The sequence below is a fragment of the Methylobacterium sp. HMF5984 genome (assembly GCF_045033435.1).
GTDB lineage: Bacteria > Pseudomonadota > Alphaproteobacteria > Rhizobiales > Beijerinckiaceae > Methylobacterium.
The window spans coordinates 3,123,569-3,136,647 of record NZ_JBJFLN010000001.1 but is presented as its reverse complement, the minus strand read 5'-3'; the positions used below and the strand labels follow the sequence as shown (position 1 = coordinate 3,136,647).

At 63.5% G+C, this 13,079-nt stretch carries 11 protein-coding genes and 2 pseudogenes; 9 read left to right on the top strand and 4 right to left on the bottom strand.

All coding sequences use genetic code 11. The annotated features are described in order from the left end of the window. Positions 1–36 precede the first annotated feature (36 nt). The gene (locus ACFZ8E_RS15170; protein ID WP_405043142.1) at positions 37–441 is read right to left on the bottom strand and encodes a VOC family protein; all 405 of its coding nucleotides are present in this window, start codon (positions 439–441) and stop codon (positions 37–39) included. Next, positions 438–1,055: a pyridoxamine 5'-phosphate oxidase family protein gene (locus tag ACFZ8E_RS15165; RefSeq protein ID WP_243989083.1), complete on the bottom strand. Its 618-nt coding sequence runs from the start codon at positions 1,053–1,055 to the stop codon at positions 438–440. Before ACFZ8E_RS15165 ends, ACFZ8E_RS15170 begins: the two co-directional genes overlap by 4 nt. An 80-nt stretch (positions 1,056–1,135) precedes the next feature. On the opposite strand from ACFZ8E_RS15165, the gene ACFZ8E_RS15160 reads away from it, so the two are divergent. Next, positions 1,136–2,026: a LysR family transcriptional regulator gene (locus ACFZ8E_RS15160; protein WP_405043141.1), complete on the top strand. Its 891-nt coding sequence runs from the start codon at positions 1,136–1,138 to the stop codon at positions 2,024–2,026. Positions 2,027–2,132: 106 nt separating this feature from the next. Here ACFZ8E_RS15160 and ACFZ8E_RS15155 read toward each other — a convergent pair. Together ACFZ8E_RS15155 and ACFZ8E_RS15150 are read right to left on the bottom strand one after the other, a co-directional pair. Further along, positions 2,133–2,507, bottom strand: a pseudogene (locus tag ACFZ8E_RS15155) (transposase); the annotation flags it as partial. Positions 2,508–2,762: 255 nt separating this feature from the next. Then, positions 2,763–2,972 carry a hypothetical protein gene (locus ACFZ8E_RS15150; protein ID WP_147727535.1) on the bottom strand — a complete coding sequence of 70 codons (210 nt, stop codon included), beginning with the start codon at positions 2,970–2,972 and terminating at the stop codon, positions 2,763–2,765. A 335-nt stretch (positions 2,973–3,307) separates the two neighbouring features. Here ACFZ8E_RS15150 and ACFZ8E_RS15145 point away from each other — a divergent pair, with 335 nt between their 5' ends. The 8 genes and pseudogenes from ACFZ8E_RS15145 to ACFZ8E_RS15110 all read left to right on the top strand — a co-directional run bounded on the left by ACFZ8E_RS15145 (position 3,308) and on the right by ACFZ8E_RS15110 (position 13,073). Continuing rightward, a complete protein-coding gene (locus ACFZ8E_RS15145; protein WP_405043140.1) occupies positions 3,308–3,556 on the top strand; it encodes a hypothetical protein in 249 nt (82 codons plus the stop codon). After that, the gene (locus ACFZ8E_RS15140; RefSeq protein WP_405043139.1) at positions 3,553–3,843 is read left to right on the top strand and encodes a hypothetical protein; all 291 of its coding nucleotides are present in this window, start codon (positions 3,553–3,555) and stop codon (positions 3,841–3,843) included. The genes ACFZ8E_RS15145 and ACFZ8E_RS15140 overlap by 4 nt, the downstream gene beginning before the upstream one ends. A gap of 117 nt (positions 3,844–3,960) precedes the next feature. Next, positions 3,961–4,513, top strand: a pseudogene (locus ACFZ8E_RS15135) (transposase); the annotation flags it as partial. A 49-nt stretch (positions 4,514–4,562) separates the two neighbouring features. Further along, on the top strand, positions 4,563–5,474 hold the full coding sequence (locus ACFZ8E_RS15130; protein ID WP_405043138.1) for a class I SAM-dependent methyltransferase: 912 nt from the start codon (positions 4,563–4,565) through the stop codon (positions 5,472–5,474). Positions 5,475–7,114: 1,640 nt separating this feature from the next. Further along, entirely contained in the window at positions 7,115–8,812 is a 1,698-nt protein-coding gene (locus tag ACFZ8E_RS15125; RefSeq protein ID WP_405043137.1) for a hypothetical protein, read from the top strand. 521 nt (positions 8,813–9,333) lie between these two features. Beyond that, positions 9,334–10,290, top strand: a complete 957-nt coding sequence (locus tag ACFZ8E_RS15120; protein ID WP_405043136.1) for a GlxA family transcriptional regulator — start codon at positions 9,334–9,336, stop codon at positions 10,288–10,290. A gap of 103 nt (positions 10,291–10,393) precedes the next feature. Then, complete coding sequence (locus ACFZ8E_RS15115) at positions 10,394–10,840, top strand: (2Fe-2S)-binding protein (protein WP_405043135.1); 447 nt, start codon at positions 10,394–10,396, stop codon at positions 10,838–10,840. A gap of 10 nt (positions 10,841–10,850) precedes the next feature. Continuing rightward, positions 10,851–13,073: a molybdopterin cofactor-binding domain-containing protein gene (locus ACFZ8E_RS15110; protein WP_405043134.1), complete on the top strand. Its 2,223-nt coding sequence runs from the start codon at positions 10,851–10,853 to the stop codon at positions 13,071–13,073. The last annotated feature ends 6 nt before the right edge of the window (positions 13,074–13,079 follow it).

The window sequence follows — 13,079 nt, the reverse complement described above, 5'->3', positions numbered from 1 at the left end:
GCCGACGTGAAAGCCGGCTTGGCGACAGGAACGGTCCTACGCCGTGGCGAATTCGAGGCGCACGCCGCCCGGCATCGTGCCGATGAAGTGGTGCGTCTCGGACCCCTCCCGCATCGGGCCGGGCGCGAACTCGATCGTCGTCCCCGGATGGCCGCGCACCCGGTCGTAGGCGGCGGCGAGCGCTGCGCGGTCGGCGACCTTGAGGCCGAGGTGATGCAGCCCGACGTTGGCGCGGCGGTCGAACGGCACCGCGGCCTCCGGATCGGCGATCCGCCACAGCGTCACGAGGATCGCGCCGTCGGAGACGAACACGGTGGGGTAGGACGGCACGCCGCCGGCGGCGCGCCAGCCGAGCGCGTCGACGAAGAAGCGCTTGGCCGCATCGAGGTCCGGCACGGCGAGGCCGACATGATGCACGCCACGGGTCGATGGCTCGGTCATGCGGAGGCTCCCTTGAGGCGCGCCAGCTCGGCGCGCAGGTTCGCGTTCTCGATGAGCAGCGGCCCGAGCTCGGCCTCGATCTCGGCGCGCGTGAAGCGCGGCGCGATGAATTGCGGGCAGTTCCAGTCGAAGCCGACCACGTCGATCACGAACGCGGCCACGGCCGGCGGCGCCGCGGGATGCGAGACCCGCGCGACGAGATCGGGATCCTCGGCCGCCGCGACGATGCGCGCGTGGCCGATGAGTTTGAGCCGGCGCTGGGCCGGATAGTCCATCGCGAACAGGGCCACCCGGCCGCGCTCGATCACGTTGCCCTGCGAGATGTACTGCCGGTTGCCGGGGTAGTCGGCGAATCCAATCCGGTTCTCGCCCAGCGACCGGACGAAGCCGGCCGGCCCCCCGCGATGCTGGATGTAGGGCCAGCCCTCGGGGCCGACGCTCGCCAGGTAGACGCTGTCGCGCGCCTGCAGGAAGGCGTGCTCGCGCTCGGTCAGCGCATCGCGCCCGTCGGCGGACGCGGCCTCCCGCCTGGCGTAGCTGGCGCGGGAGCCGGCGCGCGCCTGGAGCGTGCGCGCCGTCTCGCCGAACAGGTGGTGGAAGTAGGTACCGGGCATGCCCGAGAGGTAGCGGCTTCACGCGGCGGCGATAATCCATCACCTTCGCAGTTCAGAATTTCGTTTTCGGGAATGATCGCGTGGACCGCTTCGCGGCGCTGACCACCTTCGTCGCGGTGGCCGAGCGGGGCGGCTTCAAGGCCGCCTCCCGCCACCTCGGCCACTCGCCGCCTGCGGTGACGCGGACCATCGCCGCCCTCGAGCGGCATCTCGGCGTGCCGCTGTTCCGGCGCTCGACCCGCAGCGTGGCGCTGACCGAGGAGGGCGCCGCCCTCCTGGATCGCGCCCGCGAGATCCTGATGCGGCTGCAGGATGCCGAGCACGTCGTGATGGGGCGCCAGGCGGCGCCGCACGGCGAGCTGCAGATCACGGCGCCGGTCGTCTTCGGCCGCCTGCACGTCCTCCCCGTGGTGGCGGACCTGCTCGCCCGGCACCGGCCGGTGTCGGCGCGGCTGATGCTGCTCGACCGGAACATCCGGCTGGTCGAGGAGGGGATCGACGTGGCGGTCCGCATCGGCGAGCCGCGCGACAGCCGTCTCAGGTCGGTCGCCCTCGGCACGGTGCGGCAGGTCATCGTCGCGAGCCCGGCCTACTGCGCCGCGCGCGGGCGGCCGGCCGACCCGAAGGCGCTCGCCGAGAACGACATCATCGCCGGCGACAACGTCCGAACCGGCTCCCACTGGCGCTTCGGCCCGCGGTCGCAGGGCGTCGCCGTCGCGCCGCGGCTGACCGTGACCTCGATCGATGCCCAGCTGGCCGCCGCCGCGGCCGGGCTCGGGCTCGCGAACGTCCTCAGCTACCAGGCGGCCGAGGGCCTCGCCGCGGGCCGATTGTGCAGCGTGCTCGACGCGCACGCGCCGCCGCCCGTGCCGATCCACCTGCTGTTCGACGCCAGCCGCGCGCACCTGCCGAGCGTCCGCCTGTTCATCGAGGCCATGCGCGCCCGCGCGCGGAGCGGCGCCTGGGGGTGAGTCCGGAGGCCGCCCGGACCGCATCGTCCGTCGTTTGAAGTCTTTGAGCTGACCGCGGGACCGTGGCTCGAAGGCGCCCCGAGGAATCAGAGCCCCGCAAAGCGCATCGAAGACCTGAGCGGCCGGCCTGGGCGAGCCCCGTCCTCCGGAAGTGGATGCGGCAGTGCTGCCAGGTTGCGCTCATCACCTGGGCCACCGATGCCTTGATGCCCTCGTGGGCGTCCGAGATCACCAGCTTGACCGCGCGCAGCCCCCGCCGGGCGAGCTTGCGGAAGGCTGTCCCGAACGTCTCGGCCTCGGAGGGGCCGACATCCATGCCGCGCACGTCGCGCCGGCCGTCGGTGCTCACGATCACCGCCGCCGAGGCGATCAAGAAAGCCGGGAAGCACGAGCCCCTCCGCAGCTTCGAAATGCGCAGTTCGACGGTCCCGGCCCGCGTCTGCCAGTCCCGGTCACGATAGCCGTTGCGCTGGACCAGCCGCACACCCCGATGGTTCCGAGTGCCCTGGTCGGCAGGGATCCTCGGCGATCTTCGCGCCGCCGGCGTGCGGCCGTCCCCGCTCGCCATCCTGTGCGAGGCGACCGACGACGGACCGACCGATGCGGACCGTGAGCATCCTGGTCGACGAACTCGCTGCCGGCCCTGGGCTCGATCACGTCGCATGACGACCGGCGCCATCGAGAGGAAGGCCGCGACGACGGCCCTGACTCCGAATCGGAAGTCAGGGCCCGGAGATTATCGCAGCGTCGGCGACTCACCGGTCTTGAGATGACGCTCGTCCCCCTCCGGTCCGCCGAGCGACACGTGCGAGTTCAGTCGATCGAGGTGCTCGAAGACGTGCTCGAATGCATTCGTCACCGCCTGCTCGAAGGAGCCGTCGCCTTTGCCCTGCGCGGCCTTCAGAGCGCTGAGCAGTTCTTGATGCTTGTGGGTGTCGCTCGACATGCTGCTCTCCCGCCGGACCTCATGCCGGCAGGAGGGCCAAGCCCTGCAGATGATCGCGGTTCCCCGTCACGGTGCACGACCAAGCCGTCGCCGACCTCATCGAGCAAGACCCTCGACCACAGCAAGAGAGGAGTAGGCGCAGAAGGCTGGGACCGTGGGGAGGAAAAACCGCGATCGGGGTCATTCGGAGTGCGTGCGCGCCGGGATCGAGGTTTTGGCCAGCCCTCGATGCCGGGTCCGCATCCCGATCCCCTTCTGAGATCGTGGATTGGAGGGCCGAGAAATGGCTCAGGACACCGCTCGAAGACCAACGCCTCGTATCGGGAAGGACCGCGGTGCTCCGCCGCCGCATCGAGGCCGCGAGCATCGATCCTGACTTGGTCGATCCGCGGGAAATTCCGCCCGGCATCGCGATCGACAAGTCCGCCACTACCTCCGCACGGGTCGCGGCGTGCCGCACCCTGCTGACGTTATCGCATCCGCTCCTCCCGGCATTGACCACCGAGGTCGAGGACACCGAGAAAGATGATCCCCTGACGCGGCGTGCGATGCAGATCCAGGTCGCCCGCGGGAGGATGCAATGAACGGAGAGCGCATCCCCATCGTCGCCGCCTATCGTGGTGTCGAGATTCACGCCTACCAACTGCGCCCCCGGGTCGAGAACGTGATCCAACCAGCGATCGACCAGGTGTTCGAGGCGACCGATCCAGAGGCGCTCGTAGCCTACGCCGCGGATCCATCCCACCCGCCGGAGGCCCGGTTGTTCGCGGCGGCGGGGGCCGACACGATCGGCGCCCCGAATTCAGCCCGCCCCGCTGGACGAGAGCAAGCTCGCGCGGATGCTGCCGTCTGGGCTGCCCGAGTTGCCTGATCCAAGGCAGTTACTGATTTGGCGTGCGCTCCTGTCGAAGAGGTAAGCGGATCTCGAAGGCATCGAAGGAGCAGTTTCGAAAACTCGATCCGCGCCACCACATGCGAGGACCACACACATATCCTGTCCTACGACTTCGTCGAGCATCGTACGCACAGGGGTCGCAAGCACCGAACGCTGAACGTGGTGGCGGCCCCTAGGATCGTGCAGCGCGCTCACCCGCAAGCGCCCGCTCAACCGGATCACTCGCAAGACCCAGGCGGTAGACGTGATCGACGTGATCTCGGACTTGTTCAGTTTAGATTGGGCGCTCCATCAAATCCGCCCGGGCAACGGGCTGGAATTGATCGACAAAGCGGTCCAGGACTGGATCGCAGCGGTCGGCTCGCAGGCAACCTGCATCAAGTCGGGTGGTCCCTGGGAAAACGGCTATTGCGAAAGCTTCAACGCGAAGCTCCGCGACGAACGCCTGAACGGCGAGGTGATCTCCATCCTCAGGGAAGTCAGCGTCGGGATCGAGCATTGGCGGAGGCACGCCGACATCATCCGTCCACGCTCGTCACTCGGCTACCCGACGCCTGCGCTGGAGGCCGTCATCTGGCCGACGGAACCGAGCAGCTCGCCGCCGCTCGCCCACCCCGCCATCGTCACGCGCCCGACAATGCACTAACTTCGAAGCCGGGCCGCCGAATGGGGGCAGGCACGGTCGGATTGCTAAGATGGATAAGATCGTACGTTTCAGGCGAGAGCAGGCACTCAAGTCCGTGCGCCCGAAAGGCAAGTTGGGAGTCGAGCTTGGCCCCCTGAATCGGCCGATCATCTTACGCAGCGATGGTGATGTGCTCTACGCCGATCATCTATCCACGGAACATCTGCAAGCAAAATATGCGGCTCATGATGTGATGCGCCCCGACGCCGATCGCATCGTGGATGTCGATCTTGTGCTGGAGCACCAAGATCTCGCCGAGGCCCTCGGTCAGAGAGGACCGGTGGATTACATCGTCGCCAGCCACGTGATTGAGCATCTGCCTGATCCAATTCGCTGGCTCCAGGGCCTGGCAAGCGCCTTGAAAGCCGACGGCATCTTGTTTCTCGTTGTCCCCGACAAAAGGTTCACCTTCGATTTTCGCCGCACGACCTCGACGACAGGAGACCTGGTCGCGCACTACCTCGCTGGCGCGCGCATCGCCAGTCCGGCACAGGTGTTCGAGCACGTTGCACGTACCGTGAATGTCGATCCGAATGCGATTTGGGCCGGGCATGGGCGGGAGCCCGATGATATGTTCGATGGACAACTTGGCAACGCCTTAAACGTTGCGAAAGATGTTTCGTTAAACAACAGCTATCACGATGTTCACTGCACGGTATATACTCCTTACAGCTTCATTAAAATATTTCAAGAGTTGATATCTATGGGATTGGTAGAATTTGATATCATCGACATACTGCCAACGATGAAAAAATCCCATGAATTTTATGTAACGATGCAAAAGACTGGAGTCGGGTCTCAGCCGGCAATGCCATCTGATCTTGACATGGCTCTCCATCATGAATTGCCAACGCCAAAATCGATGGCCGCCAAGCTTCGGCAGCGGTTCATGTCTCGTTTTGCAGCCACGCTCCCGCGATGATCGACGGAAGCTTCGCACAAATCATCGGGTGCGTGGAGGATCGACGTCTTGTCAGAAGGCCGGCCTTCCGAATTCGGCACCGCTGCCTTCGCGGTCGAGGTTCAGCGCCCGGATCAAGCGTGGAAAGCGAAGGCGGCCGTCCGGCACGCGCTCGGCCACCTCATCCAGGAATATCGCACGACTCCGGAGTTCCTGCGGCCCAAACCGTCCTCGCCACCATCAAACCCGTGGCCATTCGAATCTGGCGATGAGCTGATGGGTCCACGACCGAGACCAACGTGGCGCTACGCGTCGAGAAGATCCGCAAGGCGACAGGGGAGGGGCATCGGAACCGGCTCTGGTCGGTGGCGGAGCGCGAGGCAGGGCTGGCCGCGGCGCCTATCCAGCGGAAGGCACCGCTGGCTTTCACGCGGCACCTTGGGGGCCGTCTTGGAGACGTGCGTGCGATGCCGGCCGCCGCTTATCAGGACGGCATGATCGCCCTCGGGACGGGGAAGGGGGATGCCGAGGTCTGCGTGCCGTGCCCGGCACCGCTGGCCACAATCCTCGAACAAGCGCCCGCCGAGCCGAACGCATCTGCTCGTCACGCCCGGAAGGCACGCCGTGGACCGATGGCGGGTGGAACGCGTCCTGGCGCAAGCTGCGCGCCCGGCCGGGAGAGGCAGGACAGGTGCGCCCGGGGCTGACGGCGCACAGCCTACGCCACAGCGTCGCGACCGATCTGCGCGAGCTCGGGAAATACGGATCGGGAGATCGCCGATATCTTGGGCCAACGCACGGCCTACGCGACGCCGACGTACCACCGACATGAAACGGTCGAACGCACGCGTGATCGGCGATCTGCACGGGGAAGACCGTTCCGAAGAAAAGTCAAACCTGCCGCCGTAAGCGCTCGTCGTTGAAGCTAAGTCGTTGAAAATTCATTGGCTGGGGGACCTGGATACCCCCCAGCTGCCAACCTTGATGGAAACCCAAGCAAAATCAACCGACTAACCGTTCGCTTCCAGTCCCTCTTGTAGCAGAGGAAAGGGGCACATTGTCAACGTAAGGCAAGCGTGTTCGAAGGCGTCGGCGTTGCGTCGCGCTAGTTTAAGGGAGGCGGCGGACCTCCGCAGAGGGTAGTAACCGAGCGCAAGCTTTCGGCCCCAAAGCGGACGGTCCGCCTCCGACCCACCCCTACCGTACAAGCCCCCGTCAACGCTTCCCGCAAGCGGCCATTCGTCAGGCGGGAAGCAACTTCGGTTCGGGGTTGGAAACGGGCTTCGAGATTTCGCCCTGATGGGGACGTCGGTTGCCGACCCATTGGGCACTTACGGAAAGCTATTGGTACGCCCCGAGAGCAGCCATTTGTCGGCCGTTCGAGAGATTCATCTCCAGACTGGCTGCGGAAGTTATAGTGACTTTTTTAAACGAACGTTCCGGTATGCGCCTGTGGCTCGACGCAATGCTTGTTGCGATAACATCTGGGAGGTGGGCCAACCGAGGGCGCCAGTGACAAACACGAGCGATGTTGCGGGCTATTTCAAACCTACGCTTCGGATTCTCAGCAGACATTAGGTCGCAGGTGGGCCGAATGCGTTCATCAAAATGCGTTCCCTTTTCCAGTAGGCACTCAGCCTGCACCCGGAGCAAGGTGTCTCATGTCTGCCGAAGCATTGTACGAGTTCGAGGCATACGTCGACAAATTTATAGCAGGAATACCTTTATGGGAAGCTCCGCTTCGCACTGTGATGTCGAACTATATCCTAGTTGCCGACTCCCTATTTAATGGCCCGAGGTTCATGCTTGGCGGCTCACCCGATCCGGATAAAGGCTCCGAACTTCTGAGTAGGCTGTCTTATCTTAGTAATTTCTTGAGGAAAACTCGTCCGGACGTTGGGGCGAACCTGTTGGATGCACTTAACGCCCTACGAGTGGATGAACTCGATCAAATCAAGTTGACTTTGGCGTATGCACATTTTTGCGAAATCGTGCCACAGGTGCGAAACGGCCACCTTTCAGTAAAGGAAGTTCCCGGTGGCTTTAAGTTGGTGCACCCCAACCCCGAATTTACAATTTATGAGGAGCTCGACGTCGTAGCCTCGGAACTATCGCTTGGGTTTGTTAATGACATGCATCGTCGCGATCCTCGAGCCTTCCTGAAGTTAGCCAACGACTGGCCGCACCTTCAAACATCCGAGTTGAAGGGCGTTCTCGCGAGCGCATACGCTCATTACTGTCATCACGTTTCAGAAGAGAGATATCTAGGTGAAGAGGTATACCTTCCTGCTCTCGGATTCGACAATCGTTCCTTACGAGACTTCAGGGCAGCTTTCATGGCGTTCTGCTCCTGGTGCCTCGGCATGTCGGCTGCCGCAGAAGCGGAGGGTCTTCACACTAGAGGATCCAAGGCACTTCATTGGCATTCGGAATGTGTCGAATGGGCTGCGCCACTGCTTAAGTCAGATTTCGTCTATAATACTATTCATGAATTAACCGGAATACATATAGAGACGATAAAGACGATTGCATCCTATTACACGGACGATCCGTTCGGCGAGCTGGGAATGAGTTCTGGAGAAGGGTTTTCAGCTCCGATCACCGTGCTCGGTTCTCACTTGTTGATCAGCCCGAGAGCCGCCACGACGATGATGGCGGAGAGGAATATCCTTTACGTACTAAACAGAAGGGATCGGCGACGTTTCGATAATCTTGTCTCGCAATCTTTGGAGCCGGCACTACTCGAGGCAGCAGAGTCACTATTTCGCTTGTCCGGTTACAAAAATATACAGCGGAATATAGTGTGGAAACATGGAGAAATTGACCTTCTCGTCTACGACGAAATTACAAATACAGCTCTACACGTCCAAGCAAAAGCACCTATACCGCCCCAAGGTGCGCGAATGACAAGGCAGGTCGAAACTAACACCATTAAGGCAATTGCACAGATCAACGTATTTGAGGATCAAACTTCATCTTTTAAGGATGACATTGTACGCAAAACATTTGGACATGAAGCCTCCGACGTCCGGTGGGCTTCGGCTGTCCTTACGCGCTCGTCATTTGGCACTTCTAAAGCTTGGATATCTTTAAAAAAAATTGCCCCTTTGAATCTGCCGTTGTTGAGGTTCTCGCTCGAGTCTCTCTGCGGGGAAGGATATCGCGATCTTTCTAGAATTCCGGAGTTCTCAAACAATATCGTTCGCTATATAGCTGAGCACGTCTCGCAAGGTTGGGAGGATCAAATCTTGCATTTATTTGGAAAGAGCATTGAATATCCCTCTCTAAATCTCGACTATCGTCGTATTGCTGAGATACAAGAGGGCCTACGCAATGAACAATCTGGCTGCTGGATATGAATAACCGTCTTTCTGACAAAATGAAGACCACCCTTTACCAAAGAACGTCAACTTAATCTGATTAGCCTGTCCGCTCGCGGACATATTTTATGACGGGTGAAGGGTGTGAGCGGCGGGAATATGACCTCCGCCCTGATGCCTTGTCTCTCGGGAGTGGAAGCGCAGAAATTCACCAAACCCGGCCTTCTGCCGCCGCCATATCGGCAGTCCCGAAGCGGACATTGGCAGCTTTCGCAAAGGGTCGAAAGAGGGAGCGGCGGCAACGTCCGGTCTCGTGCTTACCTGCCTGAAAGCGGACCGGCAGAAAGCCACCCCGAGCGGTCCTACGGCTTCCGACCCAACCTTGCTGCTTGAGGCAATTCGCGGCGCGCCTGAAAGCGGTCGTTCAGCCAATGATTGGCGTGCATCTGGCGAATTTAGTCTCGGACGAATATGCCTCGTTTTCGGCCGTTCCGCTTGTATTGGTTCATTGGCGGCCTGATGTGGAACTCAGGCCCGGTTATAGGGTAAGGAGGGCCGCAATGGCTGACGTCCGCCGCATTGGCCTCGTGCTTTGCCCAGACTTCGATTTTATGGGCTTGGCTACCACCTCGCCCTTTGCTGTTGCCAACAGATACGTAACTGACACGACCTATGACATCCGTGTCCTGTCGGAGGCCGGTGGCCTTCTCCGTTCGGGGTGCGGCCCCGCCGTCGAGACCGAGCGGCTGAGCGATCCGTCCGCCTTCGACACAATTATCGTCGCCGCGGGGATCAGCCTTCCCGAGCCGAGTTCGGATCTCTTCGTTTATCTACAAGAGGCGGCTCGCTCCACGCGCCGCTTGGCTGGCCTCTGCCTCGGTGCGTTTGCCCTAGCCGATGCCGGCTTGTTAAGCGGGCGGCGCGCTACGACGCACTGGCGCTATGCGCCTCAGTTCCGCGCGCGCCATCCCGACTGTCATCTCGACATCAATAAGATCTATGTCGCGGACGGCAATATCTGGACGTCCGCCGGCATGGCGGCGGGCATCGATCTCGCTGTCGGCATGGTGGAGCGCGACCACGGCCGGCAAGTCGCCCGTACTGTGGCACGAGGCCTCGTCATGGAGCGCCGCCGGGCCGGGGGCCAGGCCCAGCACTCCGCGCTGCTCGACTTCGACGCGCCGAGCGACCGGATACAAAGCGTTCTCGCCTATGCGCGGCAACACCTAGGGCTTCCACTGACCACCGAGGATCTTGCGGCAATTGCCTGCCTCAGCCCGCGCCAGTTCACCCGGGCCTTCCGGGCCGAGACCGGCGTCTCGCCTGCCAAGGCGGTCGAGGTGATGCGCGTCGAGGCCGCCAAGCACATGCTGGAGCAAAGCCGCCTGCCCATTGAGGAGATTGCCGACGCTGCCGGCTTCGCCAACCGCGAGCGGATGCGCCGGGCGTTCCTGCGCGTTCAGGGAGAAGTCCCACGGGCAATCCGTCGGGCGGCTGGACCTCTCGCGGTCGTCTGACCGCTCCGCATGTCCGAAAACGAGGCAATTACGACGTAGTGGGGGCCGAGACCTCTGCGTAAGCATGGCCGTGGGGCCTACTTAATCTTAGGGATTCGTTGCCATGGTCAGCCTGACGATCAACGGTCGCCAATATGCAGTCGACGCTGAGCCCGATACTCCGTTGCTCTTTGTCCTGCGCGACACGCTCGGCCTGACTGGCACGAAATACGGCTGCGGGATTGCTCAGTGCGGGGCCTGTACCGTGCATCTCGACGGTCAGGCGACACGCTCATGCCAGGTGCCGCTGGAGAGCGTCGGCAACCAGACTGTTACCACCATCGAGGCGATCGAGCAGGACGAGGTCGGCCGGAAGGTCGTCGACGCTTGGGTCGCATTGCAGGTGCCGCAATGCGGCTATTGCCAGTCCGGTCAGGTCATGGCCGCCACTGCCTTGCTGAAACAGACGCCGCACCCGACCGAAGGCGACATCGCCGACGCGATGACGAACCTTTGCCGATGCGGAACCTACAACGCCATCGCTGCCGCCGTGCGGCAGGCTGCTGCCTGAGGAGCAAGCCATGATCCCGCTTCTTCGCCCTGCAGCCCCGTCTCGCCGCCGCTTTCTCGCGGGTGCCAGTGGCGCCCTCGTCCTTAGCGCCCTCCTGCCAGCGCGCTTAGCTCGGGCCGAGGCCCAAGGCCCTGCCGAGGGTGCCGGTGCCCTGGCGCCTAAGCCAGGGACGCGGGTGGCCGCCTTCCTGGAGATCCACCCGGACGGTACCATCAGGCTGCTCAGCCCCTTCGTAGAGGGCGGCCAAGGCATCGCGACAGGCATGGCGCAGATCGTTGGCGAGGAACTCGACGTGCCTCCCTCCCGCTTCGTTGTGGAATGCGCTCCGCCCGGCCCGGACTACGCCGTCGTGAATGGCATCCGCATGACCGGCGGCAGCTTCTCGACCCGGTCGAGCTACGAGACCATGCGCCGCCTCGGCGCCACCGCTCGTGACCTGATGATCCGGGCGGCGGCGGCCAAACTCAAGGTGCAGGACGGCGAACTTACCACCCGCGACGGGGTGGTGATGCACGCGGCCTCGAACCGCTCGCTGTCCTACGGTGATCTCGCAGCCGACGCCCTGAAGCTCAAGCCGAACGAGTCCGTGCCCCTGCGCGAACCGGCGACGTTCCGCTACATCCGCCAGCCGGTCCCCCGCCTCGACGTGCGGGACAAGTCCACGGGCCGCGCCGTTTACGCCATCGATCAGAAGGTCGAGGGCATGCTCTACGCCGCCGTGCAGCACGCGCTGCGCCTTGGCACGGAACCAAAGGGCCTCGCCAACGAGGCGGAGGTCAGGGCCATGCCAGGCGTGCACTCAGTCCACCGCCTGCCGGGCGCGGTGGCGGTTGCCGCCGACAGCTGGTGGCGGGCGCGCAAGGCTGTCGAGGCGCTGAAGGTCGAGTGGACGGCGCCGAAGGCGAGCGGCCTCGATACTGTCGCGGCCGACTTCTCGTCCGAGATCATGCTCGCGGCTCTCAAAGCGTCCGCCGATCCGGGCCAAGTGGCCGAAGAGAAGGGCGACGTCGCCGCCGCCTTCGCCAAGGCCACCAGGGTGGTGGAGGCCGATTACGAGGCGCCGTATCTCGCACATGCCCAGTTGGAGCCGCCCTCGGCCATTGCACGCTTTGACGGCGACGGGACCCTCGACGTCTGGCTCCCAAACCAGATGCCAGAGGTATTCCAGACCGTGTCAGCGAAGGTTGCCGGACTGCAGCCTGCACAGGTCCGCATCCACTCGCCGATGCTTGGCGGCTTCTTCGGCCGGCATTTCTTCTACGAAGCCAGCAATCCGTTCCCGCAAGCGATCCTGCTCGCCAAGGCCACTGGACGCCCCGTGAAGGTTCTGTGGTCGCGAGAGGAGGAGTTCGCCCGCGACGCCGTGCGCCCCCTGAGCTTCAGCCGCTTCCGCGCGGCCCTTGATCCGGCGGGGCAGCCGACGGCGCTTGAAGTGCGGACGGTGGGGGAAGGTCCGATCGGCCGCTACTTCAGCATGATGATGCAGACGCCCGTCGATCCTTCAGCGGTCGAGGGCATCGTCGAGAAGCCCTACGCCGTGCCCAACCGACGCATGACCTTCACGAAGATCGCGCATCCGGTGAACATCGCCTTCTGGCGCTCGGTCGGGCACTCGATGAACGACGCGTTCTACGAGAGCTTCCTCGACGAGGTCGCCCAGGCCGGCGGGCAGGATCCGTTCGCGCTGCGCATGGCGCTCCTCCAGGGTAATGCCCGGCACCGGACGCTGCTTTCGACGGTGGCCGAGATGTCAGGCGGCTGGCAGCGCGGCCCCTATCGCGCCGAGGGTGGAATGCGCGCTCGCGGCCTCGCCATGGCCTCGCCGTTCGGATCTGAGACGGCGACCATCGCGGAAGTCTCGGTGGAGGGCGGGGAAGCCCGCGTCCACAACCTCTGGATCGCGTTCGATCCCGGCAGCATCGTCAACCCGGCCATCGTCAAGGCGCAGGTAGAATCCGCGGCGGCGCTCGGCCTGTCTTCGGTTCTGTTCGAGCAGATCGTCTACCGGGATGGCGTGCGGCAATCGCAGAACTACGACACCTATCCAGTCCTGCGCCGCGAGCACATGCCGAAGGTCCACGTCAGCATCGTCGAGAGCGGCGCGCCGATGGGCGGGGTCGGCGAGCCGGGTCTGCCGGGCGTGCCGCCGGCCGTCCTCAACGCCATCGCGGCGCTCACCGGCCAGCGGGTCCGCGCGCTGCCGGTCGCCAACACCAAGCTCTCCAGCGTCTGACAAGGA

Bases quoted from the DNA above. Each gene is read 5' to 3' on its own strand.
- ACFZ8E_RS15170 (WP_405043142.1), bottom strand. From the start codon at position 441: ATGACCGAGCCATCGACCCGTGGCGTGCATCATGTCGGCCTCGCCGTG.
- ACFZ8E_RS15165 (WP_243989083.1), bottom strand. From the start codon at position 1,055: ATGCCCGGTACCTACTTCCACCACCTGTTCGGCGAGACGGCGCGCACG.
- ACFZ8E_RS15150 (WP_147727535.1), bottom strand. From the start codon at position 2,972: ATGTCGAGCGACACCCACAAGCATCAAGAACTGCTCAGCGCTCTGAAG.
- ACFZ8E_RS15140 (WP_405043139.1), top strand. From the start codon at position 3,553: ATGAACGGAGAGCGCATCCCCATCGTCGCCGCCTATCGTGGTGTCGAG.
- ACFZ8E_RS15130 (WP_405043138.1), top strand. From the start codon at position 4,563: ATGGATAAGATCGTACGTTTCAGGCGAGAGCAGGCACTCAAGTCCGTG.
- ACFZ8E_RS15125 (WP_405043137.1), top strand. From the start codon at position 7,115: ATGTCTGCCGAAGCATTGTACGAGTTCGAGGCATACGTCGACAAATTT.
- ACFZ8E_RS15120 (WP_405043136.1), top strand. From the start codon at position 9,334: ATGGCTGACGTCCGCCGCATTGGCCTCGTGCTTTGCCCAGACTTCGAT.
- ACFZ8E_RS15115 (WP_405043135.1), top strand. From the start codon at position 10,394: ATGGTCAGCCTGACGATCAACGGTCGCCAATATGCAGTCGACGCTGAG.
- ACFZ8E_RS15110 (WP_405043134.1), top strand. From the start codon at position 10,851: ATGATCCCGCTTCTTCGCCCTGCAGCCCCGTCTCGCCGCCGCTTTCTC.